The organism is Wolbachia endosymbiont (group A) of Andrena hattorfiana (assembly GCF_947179565.1).
GTDB lineage: Bacteria > Pseudomonadota > Alphaproteobacteria > Rickettsiales > Anaplasmataceae > Wolbachia.
Genome location: NZ_CAMXBT010000002.1, coordinates 387,710 through 404,136 on the forward strand (window position 1 = coordinate 387,710; position 16,427 = coordinate 404,136).

At 35.5% G+C, this 16,427-nt stretch carries 11 protein-coding genes and 5 pseudogenes; 8 read left to right on the top strand and 8 right to left on the bottom strand.

What is annotated here, in order from left to right:
- Positions 1-23: 23 nt before the first annotated feature.
- Both OM966_RS03670 and OM966_RS03675 read left to right on the top strand, forming a co-directional pair.
- Positions 24-521, top strand: coding sequence for a hypothetical protein (locus tag OM966_RS03670; RefSeq protein ID WP_264329039.1), 498 nt, complete (start codon positions 24-26; stop codon positions 519-521).
- Entirely contained in the window at positions 518-1,762 is a 1,245-nt protein-coding gene (locus OM966_RS03675) for an AAA family ATPase (protein ID WP_264328851.1), read from the top strand. The genes OM966_RS03670 and OM966_RS03675 overlap by 4 nt, the downstream gene beginning before the upstream one ends.
- Here the strand turns inward: OM966_RS03675 and OM966_RS03680 are convergent, their stop codons facing one another.
- Both OM966_RS03680 and OM966_RS03685 read right to left on the bottom strand, forming a co-directional pair.
- Entirely contained in the window at positions 1,763-2,872 is a 1,110-nt protein-coding gene (locus tag OM966_RS03680; RefSeq protein ID WP_264328852.1) for a hypothetical protein, read from the bottom strand.
- Positions 2,817-3,980 carry a hypothetical protein gene (locus tag OM966_RS03685; RefSeq protein ID WP_264328853.1) on the bottom strand — a complete coding sequence of 388 codons (1,164 nt, stop codon included), beginning with the start codon at positions 3,978-3,980 and terminating at the stop codon, positions 2,817-2,819. The genes OM966_RS03680 and OM966_RS03685 overlap by 56 nt, the downstream gene beginning before the upstream one ends.
- 191 nt (positions 3,981-4,171) lie before the next feature.
- Here OM966_RS03685 and OM966_RS03690 point away from each other — a divergent pair.
- Positions 4,172-4,457, top strand: a pseudogene (locus OM966_RS03690) (hypothetical protein); the annotation flags it as partial.
- Positions 4,458-4,760: 303 nt separating this feature from the next.
- Positions 4,761-4,844 (top strand): annotated as a pseudogene (locus OM966_RS03695) (Rpn family recombination-promoting nuclease/putative transposase); the annotation flags it as partial.
- A 10-nt stretch (positions 4,845-4,854) separates the two neighbouring features.
- Here the strand turns inward: OM966_RS03695 and OM966_RS07550 are convergent.
- From OM966_RS07550 to OM966_RS03710, 3 genes and pseudogenes are all read right to left on the bottom strand, one after another.
- A pseudogene (locus tag OM966_RS07550) lies at positions 4,855-5,782 on the bottom strand (IS110 family RNA-guided transposase).
- Between the two features lie 201 nt (positions 5,783-5,983).
- Positions 5,984-6,718: pseudogene (locus tag OM966_RS03705) on the bottom strand (ATP-binding protein); the annotation flags it as partial.
- A 26-nt stretch (positions 6,719-6,744) separates the two neighbouring features.
- Complete coding sequence (locus tag OM966_RS03710; RefSeq protein WP_264328447.1) at positions 6,745-7,296, bottom strand: sigma-70 family RNA polymerase sigma factor; 552 nt, start codon at positions 7,294-7,296, stop codon at positions 6,745-6,747.
- Positions 7,297-7,354: 58 nt separating this feature from the next.
- On the opposite strand from OM966_RS03710, the gene OM966_RS03715 reads away from it, so the two are divergent.
- From OM966_RS03715 to OM966_RS03725, 3 genes are all read left to right on the top strand, one after another.
- Entirely contained in the window at positions 7,355-8,140 is a 786-nt protein-coding gene (locus OM966_RS03715; protein WP_264328855.1) for a recombinase zinc ribbon domain-containing protein, read from the top strand.
- Between the two features lie 86 nt (positions 8,141-8,226).
- Positions 8,227-11,529: a carbamoyl-phosphate synthase large subunit gene (gene carB, locus OM966_RS03720; RefSeq protein WP_264328856.1), complete on the top strand. Its 3,303-nt coding sequence runs from the start codon at positions 8,227-8,229 to the stop codon at positions 11,527-11,529.
- 130 nt (positions 11,530-11,659) lie between these two features.
- Positions 11,660-13,054 (top strand): hypothetical protein, encoded by a 1,395-nt coding sequence (locus tag OM966_RS03725; RefSeq protein WP_264328857.1) that lies wholly within the window; start codon positions 11,660-11,662, stop codon positions 13,052-13,054.
- 303 nt (positions 13,055-13,357) lie between these two features.
- On the opposite strand, the gene OM966_RS03730 is transcribed toward OM966_RS03725, so the two are convergent.
- Positions 13,358-14,167, bottom strand: coding sequence for an SDR family oxidoreductase (locus tag OM966_RS03730; protein WP_264328858.1), 810 nt, complete (start codon positions 14,165-14,167; stop codon positions 13,358-13,360).
- A gap of 5 nt (positions 14,168-14,172) precedes the next feature.
- On the bottom strand, positions 14,173-14,817 hold the full coding sequence (locus OM966_RS03735; protein WP_319604711.1) for an alpha/beta hydrolase: 645 nt from the start codon (positions 14,815-14,817) through the stop codon (positions 14,173-14,175).
- Positions 14,818-15,594: 777 nt separating this feature from the next.
- Between OM966_RS03735 and OM966_RS07340 the strand changes: the two genes are divergently transcribed.
- A complete protein-coding gene (locus OM966_RS07340) occupies positions 15,595-15,831 on the top strand; it encodes a transposase (RefSeq protein WP_405197142.1) in 237 nt (78 codons plus the stop codon).
- A gap of 47 nt (positions 15,832-15,878) precedes the next feature.
- Here the strand turns inward: OM966_RS07340 and OM966_RS07345 are convergent.
- A pseudogene (locus OM966_RS07345) lies at positions 15,879-16,305 on the bottom strand (IS630 family transposase).
- Between the last annotated feature and the right edge of the window lie 122 nt (positions 16,306-16,427).

A 16,427-nucleotide genomic window follows, 5' to 3' on the forward strand; every position in this document is an offset into this window, starting at 1 on the left:
TCAACTTTATTATGGAGACATTTATGTTACAGGATTTAACTGATTTTAACACGGCAAAGTCGCAAAGTAATTTAATACCTAAAGGTACAACGGCAAAAGTCAAAATGGCTATTAAACCTGGGGGTTATGAATGCTGGCTCACTAAAAGTCCCACTACTGGTAGTATCTATTTAAACGCAGAATTTACCGTCATTGAAGGGCCATATGCAAAACGTAAGATTTATCAAGTGATTGGTATTAAGAGTGGTAAAGAAAACGTTGAAAGGGAAGACGTTTGGGGAGAAATGGGTCGTGCTATGATTCGAAGCATTTTGGAGTCAGCACGCAATATTCATCCACATGATAATTCAGAGAAGGCAACTCTTGCTCGTAAGCTGAACTCTATTGCAGATTTAAATGGTTTAGAATTCAGAGCAAAGGTAGGTATTGAAGCTGATCGGTATGGAGAAAAGAACAAGATTGCTACAGTTGTTACTCCAGAGCAACACCAAAATACTGAAATTGATTGGGTGCCATTTTGAAGTACGACGAAGAGAAGCTCTGGATTGCTGTCATTGAGAGGGCTATCAAAGATGCAGTAGGAAAAAACGTAAAACTGAAAGAAGAAGCGATAAAATGGTTAAATTCAGAGTCTTTTGAAACTGTTTGTGAGCTAGCTAATCTCAGCTCTAAACGTATGAAAAACATGTTGTTAGGTTGTGGAGGTTTTATGTCTAAAAAGGAAATAAAGGCGTCATTAATTGATAATGTTAAGGAATGTGTGTCTTATCTAATTCCAGATGGAAAGTTTTACCAAGAGAAGACTTATGTCGGCAGCTTAAATGGAGATACCATTATGGTTAAAATAGTAGGTAAAAAAGCTGGTAATTGGCGTAATTTTACCACAGGGACTAGTGGTGACATTATTGATCTTTGGACTTTAATTAAAGGTAATATAGATTCTGCCAAGGAGTGGTTAAATACTAAAAATACTGAGAAATTACAAACTAAAGAAGAAATAAAAAAGTGGACAAAGGGGAAAAGAGCGTTTTCTCTGAGACAGTATTTAAGCGATCAGTCTCCAATGCCGAAAGATGTCATAGGACCAAGAATTCTAACACCAGGTGGGCTTTTAGTTATAGGTGGTACTCCAAAGGTGGGAAAAAGTAGTTTTCTGCTTTCTTTATTAGCACATATGGCAGCAGGAGTACCATTTCTTAAGATGACACCTACAAGACCGCTTAGGATACTCTATCTACAGGACGAAATGGGATATGACGGCATGAGAAGGCGCGTGCAGGAACTCAAAGAGCTTATGAGTTTGGTAAAAGAAAACCTGGTTATTACTTCAGAAATAAAAATAACGTTGAATGACGAAGGAGTAGAGAGAATCAAAGACATTATTGTGGAAAAATTTGGGACAAAGATGATAGATCTTATTGCAATAGACTCTCTGACGACGCATCTGATGCCACTTTCTCTTTTGCAAAATGGGATTGAAAAATTACGCTCTGCAACTAACCCAGCAGTGGGAATAATCATGATCCATCACACTAAGAAAGTATCCACAGCTACACTGGAAAAAAATCCATTTCAGGCTCTGGTTGGAGCTAATGCACTCAGAAGTTTCTATACGTCTGGTATAGTAATGTTTCAACCGAGTAGACGTGAAAATATCCTACAGGTAGTGTATGAACTTGGAAACGGAAAACCTATACCAGCAAAATTCATTAGCAGAGCTAACGGATGTTGGAAAGCTTCTAAGATTGTGGCATTAGCTTGATTACTTTGTCAACACAAGTGTGAAGGGATTAAGGCGATAACCATGTTCCTTACAAATTAATTCTGGCCAACCAATGGTTTGAATAACATCATCACGTTCGATGCTCAATCCTGATTGGTTGGCCAGTTTTTCTTTTATTTGTCTTTGCATTTTATTCAGAGGATATCTTATTTGTTGTTCTAAATCTGTAATTTCTGAATGAAAAATTAAACTATCTGCTATTTTTTCGGTGCTAAGAGGTACATGATGTTTTAATGGTATACCATTTTCAAAATCATCGAGAAATTGTTTGAGTAAAACGCGAAAGATACTAATACACAATATAGCTCTTTTATTTACTACTTCAATGTCATTTACGTAGACCGCACCATGTGAGAACCCAAGTTGTAGAGTTTTCTTTGGTGATTTAGGTTTAACTTGTTTTAATGAAATAACAGGGAAAATTTGTGTAGAGACATTAGCAATTAATTCTGGTATAGCTACTTCAAGAAGTATTCCACGTGAACTCCTATTCTCACAAAAAAGATCAGACATTTTTACGATGGGCAAAACAATTGGCAAGTCCGGTATATTCTCTCTTACGGTAATCAAGATAGTGGGCTGGATTCTAAGCTTATCTATGGTTAAATATACGGTATCAGAGCAAAGATCAAGAATGATTATGCTAACAATACTGCCTTGGCTACTTATGTGATAAACTCCTTCTGCTGCTTTTTGCCAGATGAACTTTGAGTTGTTCAATAGACTCTCAAACCAATGTGCAATTTTTTCTAGGTTAAGATTGGTTGATAGTAGGTGAAATCGTTGCTTTTGATGAGTATTGGGTAAAATGTAGCGACAACAATCTTCACAAAGCATGTTATCACATTCTTCATCAAAGTCTGGACTAATAGGAATTTCATTAGTGCAATCTGGATCAAATACGTGAGGCCAATCCAAATGATCCTCTTTACGAGAACAAACAACAAAATCAACTGCTTTTAGCTTAATAAAGCCAAGACTAGATAAATAGATTGCAGTTTTCAAGTAAGCTTTGCTCGGGTCAATACAGGGTTCATTGGATTCCAGAACATCTGCAATAGTTTGCTTTTGGTAGGATTGTAAGTCCATAGCTCTCCTTCATTAATGACTTGAAATCTTCACGCTCTTTTTTATTGAGTACATGCTCTGAGTAATAAATAATGGTATAATGCTGATTTCTTTTAAAAAATAAAGTTACTTTTTTATTCTGAAACAAAACACGAATGGACTCAACAACAGAATTATCTTGTGTTAATTTTAACATCTGTAATTCGCGAGCAATTGAGTTAAATGGATTAGTGGCTACAACTAAGTATGTATCTTTCTTGAGCTGAGTTGAACGGAACTTTATTTCAAAAGGGCAAATATGAGGGTCAGCCCCTTCTATGGAAGACTTTAAGAATGCTGCAACAAGAAGTGTACAATTTTGGTCTTGCATATCGATAAATAAGCATTCACGTTGAAAGTAACGACTTACGATACTATTTGCTATTTTTAGACTTTCATCAGAGTTTTTGGCAGAAAGATTTAACTGATTACCATGTAGAGAAAAATTGAGAATAATCCGATCTGGTCTATATCCATGGATAATACGGTTTGAATTAAAGAGTAAGTCCTTATTGCTAGCACGACGTATAAACACGTATATACGATCATGATGATAGAAAAAACCTTGTAGTTGAGTTTCAAAGCCATCATTTTTTTCAGCATCATATTTTTGCAGTAGTTCGTGAACAATTTGCTTTGATAAAAAGTTTTTAAAAGGAGTTTTCATCCGCCTAGGGGAATTTTGTAGAATAAAGGGAGAAAACCCTCTTTTTTGTACTCTGTCAAAATGGTAAACACACTTGATTAACTCTGGATTATGATGAAACATAACAAAGATCAAGGACTTTTTATCATGTTTATTGTTCTTGCATAAAAACTGAGCAATGAGCTCTTCGTTCAAAGTGGATTTTGCTACTTCAACAACAGCAGAATGAAGTTTAGAATAGTTAAAACAACTAAGTAGATAATAGTTGAGCAAAGAATCTGAACAATCTGTGAGAATGGCACGTTTTTGTTGAATTGGAATATCATTGTTATGCTTAAAAAGTTGCAGAAAAATGACATTTAATTTTCTACCTGAGAGGGAAGTAAGCCAATTTTTACGTATTTCCTCATTTTGAAAGCTAGGTAACCAATGATTTATTGGCATCTCTAAATCGCTCTCCCAGAAATCTCTGCTGGGATAAAGATCAACCATACAATATGTATAATATAATGAGCTACATTTTACATAAGTAAAAAATTAATCAACAAAAAAAACTTCAATAAAAAATATTTTTCAAAATAGCCTGAACAAATTTCTATAAAAAATGTATATCTTAAATAGGGGGAGTAGAAAACATGTCAATCCTAACACAAACGGGAAGAGCAGCAATAGCAGCAAGTAAAAAAGAGCAAGTTATACATCTTGCCTGGGGCAGTGGTGATGGAAACTCTGGAAGTAGCCATCAGGTCGAAAAAGTTTTTGTTGAGGGTGAAATAGCTCTAGATCACCACACTATTAAAGATGTAAGGGTTTTTACAGGACAAACAGTGTATCAGTCAAGTAATTGACTATATAGTTGATAGAGGCGTCATTCAGCTCACAGAAAATAGCTCTATCACGGCAAATAATGCAGTTACTGTCAGCAGTCATTAGTAGTTTAGTTATGCTCTTTGTCCATGGTTTTCCCGTTTTTAGCAATAATTTTTTATATAAGCATTTTTGTTGCCTATCCTCAACACTTTCCACATTAGAATTTTAACGCTAACTGACCTTAGCTAGAAAAAATGGTGGAAAAGTTAGGAATGTTTTTTACAAAAAGGACGATACTAATAAAATAATCTCAATTTAGCATTATATATTGTTAATAACTTAAATAATATACCCATTTCCAGCAACAAAAGATAATGCCAGTGACAAGTGTTTATTTTAGAATCAGTGGTATAGAAAGAGATCAAACGTATTCTTGATGAACAGGCTGTACTCGCTCAAAAACTCGATGATGCTAAACAAGAAGGTAGACAAGAAGGAATCTACCGTCTTAAACATCAAGATAAAAATTATTGTTTTTTATCATAGCATTTAAACAAATGATGATTTTTCTCATTACAGCAACTAAAGCGACTTTGCCAGAGTCAACTAAACGCTGGTAAAATACTTTCATTTTTTTATTATGACGCATTGCAACCACAGCAGACATGTATAATGCTTTTCGAGCATAAAATCTGCCACCTATGACTTGGGCCTTGCTCACTTTCCTTCCGCTTTCACTAGTTTTTGGTGCAACTCCAACTAGACAAGCTATTTCCTTATTATCTAACCTACCAAGTTCAGGTACCTCTATGAGTAGGATACTTGCGGTTTTCCGTCCAACACCTTTATAGCTAGTTAGCAGTTTGCTTTTTTCCTTCAAATCAGGATCAGAGTTTATTATATCTTCTATGTCTTGCCTAATTTGCTCTAATTGTTTTTTTGCAAATTCTATCTGTTTTTCTATATATTCCCTGGCTTTTCCTGTAACCTTATGCAAACGACACTTATTTGCATGAACTTCATCGTTTAGATTGCGCTCAACTGCTCTTAGCTCTTTTAGTTCTTCTTGCTTTTGTGAAACTATGTATTCTATTACTTCGTCATTTTTTGTGATAAATTCAGCATATTTTTCTAGTAATTTTGCATCTAATTTATCTGTTTTTGCAAAGTGGTTGCAGGCTTTTGCAAATGCATACCCGATTTGGGTGAGCTCTGTGAACAGCTATGTTATGTTCTTGTAACAATTTTATTACAAGTTTCTCATAACCTCCTGTGGATTCTACTACACATAACTTAACAAATACGTTAGCCATTTTCGACTTTATAAACTCAGATATAGCTCTCTCTGCATTTTCTATACGCTGATGTTTATTGTTGATTGAGATATCAAGTGTTTCTTTTGAAACATCAATACCCACAAAAACTGTTCTAGCCATTTTTGTACCTATAAATATAATCAAATAATAATGTAAATGCTGTACAGGATTGTGATTCGATCTTTTAGATCCTCCTACCGTTCGTACTCCATTTTTTAAAGCTAGGAGTGTACTGAGATGCCTACGATTTCTATCAATCAATCCAATTGATAGTATCACTCCTTGCTCATTATAGTCTTGCGACTTTGATTTAATATACAATCCACTTCGATCTTTAGCAGGGTATTCCCAGGAATTAATCGTCTGACAGACAAATGAACGTACTTCTGTACCATCATCTTTTTTGATCCCAACCATGCTGATTACTTCATCAACAATTCCAGGAATTTCACTGGCAGTTTTAGCCACTTCACATTGAGGTAGCCAGGTTGGACGATTGCAATCATCAAGATATTAGCCCAGTGTACCAACTATGATGATGTCTTTATCCCGAATATGTTGAAACTGATTGAGCCAAGCCATCATCTCCTGAGCAAGTGTGCCGTAAGCAGCTCTTTTGTCTTCTCTTCCCGATCTATCGGAAAAAGCCTCAGGTTGCATCCTTGCCCATAAAAAGCATAAACGTGATGCAACAGTGATACTATCGATAAAAATGCAATGATATTTAAAAAACTCCGAAGAAAGATCTTTGTACTTGCCAGATACATGCTCATAGTGCCTTTGACTATATGCTTGATCAGACTTCAGTGCAGGATTTGGCCCACCAATAAGATAAGCTATATCTCTTGCTTCATTCCAAGTGCGAATCTCAGTTGAATCTCCTTTCCAGTCCTGAACTGCTAAAAGCCCTGCTTCAAAATCAAGACAAAGTGTTGTCGACTCATCAAGAGTTTTAAGTAGACTAGTTTTGCCGATTCCATAAGGACCAAAGATTACCATTTTTACACCTGTTACTGTTTTTACTCTTTCTTCGTTACTTATTATTTTTAGAGTCATAATGTTTTTGTTCTCCCCCCTATGTTTTATATACCGGAATGGTTCTCTGTTGTCGGAGGTTCTAGAAAACTTTTTTTTGTATGTCGTCTTATTCTTCTGAGAATGTCATAGACTGTTGTCCTTGCTATTCCACGTATTTCAGCTACTTCTGGAACACTGAAGATTTCTAGCTGTCTGCATAGAACTTGCCATTCTTGAGGTAGTGTTGAGACAATGTAATCAAGATCACTACGGTCTGCTATTTCATCTTCAAAACGGCACCTTTCATCAGCAATGTTATCTAAAATAGTATGATCTATATATAATATACCTTGTTTGCCACCACGCTTTTCGCATGATTGCCTATACACTAAGTTAATGGCACGGCACTTAACGAGTTGTTTAACAAAAGCGACAAAACAACTTTTACTCTCGTCATATTGAATAATTGTTGACCAAACAAGTAAAAAAAGTTCTTGTTCAATATCTTCAATACTTTCATCGGCAAAACATTTAAGGCGTTTAAGATATTTTACATAATACTTTACGTACTTAACAACTATAGGATTAATTCCCGAGTAAGAGTTCTGCGATTTCATAATTTTTCTTGAATAATTAACTTCTTCAAGAGTGATCGTTTTCGGGGACTGATACCTGTTGCAAAAGCTAGTTGTGTGTAAGTATTGTGGACGTGCTTACTGCGGAAGACGAAATTACAGCAAAGAAAAAAAGATTGTGTATACTTATTACACTTGCCTGGGTACAAGAAATTTTTACGGGAATAAGGTATGCACTAACAGATCTATTCGTGGAGAAGTGTTAGAAACAGGTGTGTGGGAAGAAGTAAAAAGTGTATTAAAAAATCCAGATAGGATGGTAAAGGAGTATCAATGTAGAATTTCAGAACATAAGAATGAATTATTAGATGAAAGGTTTGCAAGACGTGAGAGTCAATTAAAACAAAATATTAAAGAACTTATAAATGATTATTATATTCAAGAGAATACAAGTGAGGAAAAATATATAAGTAAGGAAGACTTTAAGCAGGCAATGAAAAAAATGAAGGAACGTTTAAAAGAGATTGAAGGAGAGAAGAAAAAGGTGATTGATCAAAAGGGACTACAGCAGAAAATGAATCTTATTACAAATAGCATAAAGGGCTTTTATTCTAGTGTTAAATCGGAATTGGAACACCTGGATTGGCAAGCTAAACGTAGTCTTATTAGGACATTAGTAAAAGAAGTCAACATTGATCTTGATGAAGTAAATGTAGTATTTAAGATCAGAGAATTCAACAATCCTGCCCAGAATGGACAAAATCAGAAGTTGGCAGATTGTCTAAGGTGTCTGGGCACTGGGATGACAGGAGAAGAAGGCTACTTGGATGACACCCTCCTAGTGGACTCAAATCACAATGTTCGTACAGTTATGCGTCAAGCCTAAAAGTAGTTAGCTAATAGGTTTAATAAAAATTCACATATACAGAAAAGATTGGTAACATTATTTGAACAGAAATCGTTATTGTAATTATGCCAAAACGCACAGATATAGAATCTATATTAGTAATAGGAGCAGGCCCAATAGTTATAGGTCAGGCATGCGAGTTTGATTATTCCGGAACGCAAAGCTGTAAAGTATTAAAAAGTGAAGGTTATAAAGTCATTTTGGTTAACTCCAACCCCGCAACTATAATGACAGATCCTGAGTTTTCTGATGCAACTTATATTGAGCCGGTACTGCTTGAAATCATAGAGAAAATTATAATTAAGGAGATGCCAGATGCAATATTGCCAACAATGGGCGGGCAAACAGCACTCAATTGCGCAATAAAACTTGCAGATGATGGAGTGTTAGACAAATACAATGTAGAATTAATAGGGGTAAATAGAGAAGCAATAAAAAAAGCAGAGGATAGAGAGTTATTCCGTCAGTCCATGGATAAAATAGGGCTAAAATACCCCAAAAGTATCATTATAAAAAATCAAGAACAAATAAGAAAGGCTTTGGATTACATTGGTTTACCAGCGATCATCCGCTCGTCATTCACCCTTGGTGGTGCAGGTAGCGGCATAGCATACAATAAAGAGGAGTTTTTCAATATTGCAGAAAGTGCTCTAAAAATTTCACCAATAAATGAAGTTCAGATAGATGAATCAATTATCGGCTGGAAAGAATATGAAATGGAAGTTATCCGTGACTGCAAAGATAACTGTATAATAGTGTGTTCAATAGAAAATGTTGATCCAATGGGAGTGCACACCGGAGATAGTATCACAGTTGCTCCTGCTTTGACTCTGCGTGACGTAGAATACCAACAGATGAGAAATGCATCTATAGCAGTGCTAAGAGAAATTGATATTAGTGCCGGTGGTGCAAATGTTCAGTTTGCAGTGAACCCTAAAGAAGATGGAAGCCTCGTTGTGATTGAAATGAATCCAAGGGTTTCTCGCTCTTCTGCACTTGCTTCAAAAGCAACAGGTTATCCTATTGCAAAAGTTGTAACTAAACTTGCTATTGGCTATTCGCTCGATGAAATACGTAATGATTGCGCTCCAGTTATACCTGCTGCATTTGAACCAGTGATTGATTACATCGTCACTAAAATTCCTCGTTTTGAATTTGAGAAGTTTAAGGGGACGAATTGTGAACTATCAACTTCCATGAAATCAGTGGGGGAAGTGATGTCGATCGGCCGCACTTTTAATGAGTCGCTGCAGAAAGCTTTTCGCTCGCTTGAAACTGGGCTTACGGGACTTAATGAAGTATTTCCTGAAAATACTGATATTGATCACATCAGATCTCAATTAGCAAAATTGCTACCAAACAGATTGCTGATTGCTGCTGACGCAATGCGTCATGGAATAAGCATAGAAGAAATAAACTCGATTACAGGATATGACTTATGGTTTTTGCAGAATATACAGCAAGTTATATTAGCTGAACAGAAAATCAAGGAAAACGGCCTTCCTGAGACTGCATATGAAATGTTAGAGCTGAAAAAAATGGGGTTTTCAGATGCAAGATTGGCAAAATTAAGCAATAAGAAAATAGAGCAAATTGAAGAAATAAGAAAAAAATTTGGCATTAAACAAGTTTATAAGCGTGTAGACACCTGTGCAGCTGAATTTGAATCGAGCACTGCTTATATGTATGGCTGTTATGAGGGTAACACAATGATGTCATTCCAGCGCGTGACGCTGGAATCCAGAGATAAGGAAGAATGGATCCCAGTGTCAGCTACTCGGATGACAGAGGGAATGGAGTGCGAAGCAGATGTTTCTGACCGAGAAAAGGTTGTCATTTTAGGAAGTGGTCCAAATCGCATTGGTCAAGGTATTGAGTTTGATTATGCATGCGTACATGCAGCTTCTGCCGCCAAAGAAATGGGGTATGAAACAATAATGATCAACTGTAATCCAGAAACCGTTTCAACTGATTATGATACCGCTGATCGTTTATATTTCGCCCCACTGATTGCAGAGGATGTGCTTGAAATACTAATTAAAGAGCAAGAAAATGGCACACTGGTTGGTGTAATAGTTCAAATAGGTGGTCAAACACCTTTAAAGTTAGCCAAAGTGCTTAACGAGAGAGGTTTCAAAATTCTGGGAACTTCGTTTGATTCTATTGACCTTGCAGAAGATCGCATGAGGTTTAAAAACCTTGCTTTGCAACTTAATTTAAAACAACCTGAAAGTTCTATCTGCCATTCAGTAAAAGAAGCGTTAACCAACGCAGAAAAGGTGGGGTTTCCACTAGTAGTCAGGCCATCATATGTCCTCGGCGGTCAGTCTATGTCGATTAGACACGATACTCAGAGCTTTAAAGAGTATGTCTTGAATCAAACCAAAATTTTTGAACACGGATCGCTGCTTCTTGATAAATTTTTAGTCAATGCAGTTGAGGTTGACGTTGATGCTGTGTGTGATGGGAAAAAAGTTTTCATTGCAGCGGTCATGGAGCATATTGAAGAAGCTGGTATCCACTCTGGCGATTCAACATGCTCAATACCGACAAATACATTGAGTGAAGAAGTAATAAAAGAGATCGAGCTCCAAACTGAAAGAATAGCTCTTGCACTAGAAGTGAAAGGTCTGATAAACATTCAGTTTGCTGTTCAAGAGAGTGATGTATACATACTTGAAGTAAATTTACGAGCTAGTCGAACCGTTCCTTTTATTTCCAAGGTAATCAATATTCCTATTGCAAAGCTTGCCGTTCAGGTTATTTTGGGTAAAAAATTGAATCAGGAAAACAAGCCTTTCAATCATTTTGCAGTTAAAGCTGCTGTTTTTCCATTCACGCGCTTTTCGGGAATTGACACTCTACTTGGTCCTGAAATGAAATCAACAGGAGAAGTAATGGGAATTGACTCATCGTTTGAAGCTGCACTTGCAAAAACGCACATGGCTGCAGGATACAAGTTACCAATAGAAGGAACAGCTCTGGTTTCAGTAAAAGATGATGATAAAGAGTATATATTGCCTGTTGCACGAATGTTGAAAGAACTGAGTTTTGAAATATATGCAACCAAAGGCACAGCTTTATATCTGAATAATAACGGCATTGCTGCAAGAGCTGTAAATAAAGTGAGAGAAGGCAGACCCCACATAGTTGATATGCTCAAAGATGGAAAAATAAATCTAGTAATCAATACTTCAAAAGGTGTGAAATCAGTCTCAGATAGCAAAGATATCAGGAGAACTGCTATTTTGCAAAATATAGCTTATAGCACCACAGCTTCTGGGAGTAAAGCGTTAGTGCTTGCAATTCAATATGTAAAGAATAGCAAATTGGAAGTGAAATCATTACAGCAGATACAAAACGTTTAAATATCAAAACTAAAATAATTCATTCCTCTATCTCGAAATCGTGGTAGAGTAATGTAAGTTAAATTTCTTTACTGACTTGCCTATGTATGATAGTATTTATCAAAAAATTAATGGGTAATGGTTATATAACATGACTTATGAGATAAAAAAGCAACAAATAATAGACCAACAAATTCTTGAAAGTGATATAGAAGATCCGACGAAGTTCTCTCTTAATCAAAAGTATAACTTTGCCAAAAATGATTTGTCAAACAAAACAGATGAACACGAAAGTGATAATCGACTACAGAACTCTAGTGATCATGATTCAGATGATAGTTCCGCTGATGGTAATCAGACGCCTTATACTGAATCAAGTGATTGGGACTCAAATTCGAGCTGTAGTTCAGATTATTCTTGTTTTTCGGAAAGTGGCTCACTTTTAATGGATCTAGAAATACCATTAACTAAAAATGAAGAGAAGCTGATTGATGAATTTTGTAAGGAGATGAAAAAGGTGGAAGAAGAAAATAACAAAGGAAGTGCTTTAAGGCTTATTCAATACATAAAAAATAAATATTTAGGGAAAGGGACAAGACTAAATTCATGTTATGGTGATCGTTATAGAACTGTAACAAATTTGATATTTGAAGAAATAATAGATGTTATTAAGAATGAAGGCCTATGCCCTAGCAGTAAAGCGCATGCATTGAGAGGTCAGGATGTTTCCTGTAACAATGAAGATCAAGATGATGACAACACGAATGAAGCACTGGAAGATGATAATTCAGAAATCATAAGAAACACCATTAGGGATTTATTGTTAAAAGGTGGGAAAGTAGAAAGAGGTCTTTTCGATGGTGGTGAGCTAGGACATGTAACTTCTGATTCTGATTATGTAAATGATCTCTTTGCACAACGTAAGGAAATTGAAAACGATCTAAAAAATGTAGGATATGAAAGTATTGTAAACAAAAATGAGCAAGCTCAAAAGGACAAATTAGAATTAAAAGTAGAGATAGATAATGAGTGCTTTTGTATAAAATATCCACAAGATAGTACTGTTGAAGTTGCAAAAATCCTAAGCAATGAAAAGAATAAAGGTTTAAACTTAAGAGTTGGTATACTGCAAATTGGGAAAAGTATAGTAAGAGTTGAAAGCGACAAAGGAAAAAGAAATTATCTGGATGTTTGTAAGCAAGGTGTAACATTATCTTGTGATAGTGAAGCAGGAAAAATCAGTATTCATCTAAATCCTAAGGAAAATAGTAATGAAATAGAAGTAAAGATTGATAAGGAGAGCGAAGCAAGGCTTAACGAGTTAGAAGATAAGGGGAAAAGTTTAGGAGAAAACTGTCTTTTAGGAGGAAAAAGCGTTCTGGAAGCTATACGAGATGGAAATTTTGAAAGAAATAGAAGTATTATACCAACTAGCGTAATTGAACAGCCAAATGCTGCAACAAATACTCCACAATCTTACCTAGAGAACATTCGTCTGAACGGACACAATTACAGAACTAAACGTATTGATTCAAGGCATGGCTAATGTGCAAATATTGAAGCAAAAGTGATCAGTGCTTGACACTGCTCTCCTTTGTCATCCCAGTGTCCAGACACTGGGATCTAGGAATTTTATTAAGTTGGTGAGCATAAAAATAGCTGTTTTACGTTAAAATACAATGTTTTGATGATTATGGAAAGGCTGGATTCCAGTGTCAAGCACTGGAATGACACCATTTGTTGTAAACTTACTTTTTTCTTGATGATTATCTTTTTGGTTTATCTCGCCTACCTATTTTGCCACTTTGCTGAACGGATACAACTAAACAATAGGTCTATCTACTTCATTCTAATGTGATTTCAGTTTTTTTACGTGCAAACTCTCTAATCCCACCTTATAGTTAGGATAAATTAGAGAGACATTAAGATCTTTTTTAATTTTAACATTACTTACTTTTTTTGACCCTAAATAAAAACTCTGTGCATAATCTGGTAAGGAAGAAACCAAAATTGGCTCTGGAGGACTAACATTGAGGAGTTTGGCTGCATACATTATCACTTCAGATTGTGTAGTGGGTAAATCATCTGCACAATTGTATACTTCACCAGGTTTTATGTTTTGCATGGAAGAAAATAGAATGTTCGATATATCTTCAACGTGAATACGAGAAAAAAAATGCCCTTCTTTTTTCACATTTTTTGCTTTGCCAAGCTGCAAGTCAATTAACACGTTCCTACCAGGACCGTATATTCCAGCTAAACGAAAAATATGTACAGGCAGTTTGCTATTCAGCCACTTCTTTTCAGATCTAAGGCGCTTTTCTCCTCTGATTTCTATAGGTTTTGTTTCAGATTCCTCATTCACCCAATTACCAGAGTAATCACCATAAACGCTAGTTGCAGACAAATAACCAAACCATTTAACATTTTGCAGGCAATCACCATATCTCTCCATAACATCATCACCATCTGGAGGAATAGAAATTAAAACTTGCGTTGCGCTTTTAAGCAGATCTTGACTAACTTTCTCATAATTAAAGAGGATTACATTTTGTATATTTTTACTTCTTGATGTGCCACTGACTTTCCAACCTAAGTTCAGCAGTTTTTTCGATAAAAATTTAGCCACATATCCATAACCAAAGCAAAACAAGTGCATGAAAATTAATTTTTAAAATTCTTCTTGATAAATTCTACTCCTAATTTTATCCCCTCTTCATTAATAATATGCCCTAATCCATGAATTGGGTGCCCTTCAACATTTATTCCATTTTCTTTCAAAGCTTTAACCGCTAAGTCGAGGGACGAAAAAGGTACCACGTCGTCAGCATCACCATGGATAACACATATGTTAGGTTTTGACTTGATCTCTGGTGCAGTTTTTGAAGGTGAAAGAAACCTACCAGAGTATGCAACAACTGATGCACAGGATTGAGAGCGGGTGAGAGCTGTATGTATTGCAAGCATTGCTCCTTGAGAAAATCCAACCAAAGAAAGTTGCGTATCTTTTAAATTAAGCTCCTTTAATTTTGTATCAATGAAATGATTTACAATTGATGTAGCATTTTTTACTCCATTATATAGCGCTTCCTCACTACGATTTTCCAAGCTGAACCACTGATAACCATCACCTATTTCTCTTTCAAACGGAGCATTGGGTGCTACAAAATATGACTCGGGTAAAAACTTGCTCATAACTTTAGCAAGGTGAATGAAATTATCGCCACTTGAGCCCCAACCATGTAAAAAAATAATCAAATTTTTCTTATTTCCGCCTGCACAAATTTCTTGGCCTTTAAGTTCAATCATTTCTTTTCCTTTTGCATCTATATTTTTATTTAACACTAATTTGCAAATTTGTAAAAACATACTGTGATTGCTGTTGAATGATGGAGAGACATACTCCATTATTTTATACCTATAGCTAACTGAAAAAAGGTTACCTCAGAAGGGATAAAAAGGTATAAAATGGCTTTGGATAAGGTAGAATGATGCCAAAGTGATGATCTGAGGGAATGTGTTTTGAAAGTAGTAGACGAGAAAAAAATGACTATGGAGGAAGATGTTCAAAATTGATAGAAAAACAATATATCGGTGGAGGAAAAGAAGAGAAGAAACAGGAAACATAAAACCATCTTCAGGCTATCAAAAGGGGCATAGTCATAAAATTAAAGACTTAGATAGCTTTGTCGAATTTCTAGATGAAAATCAGAGTTGAAAAGATAATTGAAAAATTTGGCAATATGTGCAAAGACAAAGTATATAACTACCTTAAAAAAGTGAACTATATGTATAAAAAAAACTTTTCTCTACCAGGAAAGGGATGAAGGAAAACAAAAGGAAGTCATACAAAAGGTAGCAGAAATAAATGAAGAAAATTTAGTATTCATAGATGAATCAGATATAGAAGACAACGAATTTTATGAATATGGATGGTCTCGAAGAGGAAAAGGGCTATTTGCGGAGAAACCAGGATACAAAGGAAGAAATAATTGGAGCCCTAAGTGAAGAGGCACCATGAGGGATATTGCAACAGTGAGCTTTTTGAAGCGTATGTTGAAAATAGGCTTATGCCAATATTAAAACCTGGCTAGGTTTGACAATGCGAGTTTTCATAAGTCTGACAAGACGAAAGAATTAATAGAAAGTGTTGGATGTAAAGTTTTATTTTTGCCGCCATACTCGTCTGATTTAAATCCAATTGAGAAGTTCTGGTTTGCCATCAAGCATGCCATAAAAAAAGCGCTGCCAAGCTTTTGGCCTGATATCAATTCTGCTATTGATTTTGTTTTTCAGTATTCAGGTAACCCTTTCTTGGGTTAGCTATAGGATCATCATCTATTCTTTTTTCTCTACAAGTATAGTATTTTCTAAAACGAATGATAAACGTCTAAAATGGTATTACCAACTAAAAGGTGTAAGTCTGTACATTGATGCATTAGAGGTCTGAGGCGACTTTTGATGGTGTGCCAACAATGCTCTATCGGATTTAGATCAGGTGAATATGTTGGAAGATAAAGCAAATGACAGCCAAAAGACTCTATTAATGACTTTGTTTTGGGAGTTTTATGGAATGTAGCATTATCCATAACTATGGTTGTATTACGCTGCAATTGTGGTTCGCTCTAACCATACATTAAATACATCTTTATTACACCCTCCTGTGAAGGTCATTGGTGCAATAAACTTCTTTTTAATCCATCCACCTATTATACTCACTCTTTCCCGCTTTTTTCCTGGAACATCAGCATATATTTTTTCTCCTCTTGGAGCTTGTGCATATTCTCGGTATAGAATATATTATACCTTTATCATTCGCTTTTGAAAACACTATACTTGTAGAGAAAAAAGAATAGATGATGATCCTAAATATTTAATAAATTTGACTACTGAGGAATTTCAAAAATCTCAATTTTTTA

What these genes read in the sequence shown, in the direction of transcription:
- OM966_RS03710 (WP_264328447.1), bottom strand. Translation starts at nt 7,296, where the DNA reads ATGAAATCGCAGAACTCTTACTCGGGAATTAATCCTATAGTTGTTAAG.
- OM966_RS03685 (WP_264328853.1), bottom strand. Translation starts at nt 3,980, where the DNA reads ATGCCAATAAATCATTGGTTACCTAGCTTTCAAAATGAGGAAATACGT.
- OM966_RS03680 (WP_264328852.1), bottom strand. Translation starts at nt 2,872, where the DNA reads ATGGACTTACAATCCTACCAAAAGCAAACTATTGCAGATGTTCTGGAA.
- OM966_RS03730 (WP_264328858.1), bottom strand. Translation starts at nt 14,167, where the DNA reads ATGCACTTGTTTTGCTTTGGTTATGGATATGTGGCTAAATTTTTATCG.
- OM966_RS03670 (WP_264329039.1), top strand. Translation starts at nt 24, where the DNA reads ATGTTACAGGATTTAACTGATTTTAACACGGCAAAGTCGCAAAGTAAT.
- OM966_RS03725 (WP_264328857.1), top strand. Translation starts at nt 11,660, where the DNA reads ATGACTTATGAGATAAAAAAGCAACAAATAATAGACCAACAAATTCTT.
- carB (WP_264328856.1), top strand. Translation starts at nt 8,227, where the DNA reads ATGCCAAAACGCACAGATATAGAATCTATATTAGTAATAGGAGCAGGC.
- OM966_RS03735 (WP_319604711.1), bottom strand. Translation starts at nt 14,817, where the DNA reads ATGATTGAACTTAAAGGCCAAGAAATTTGTGCAGGCGGAAATAAGAAA.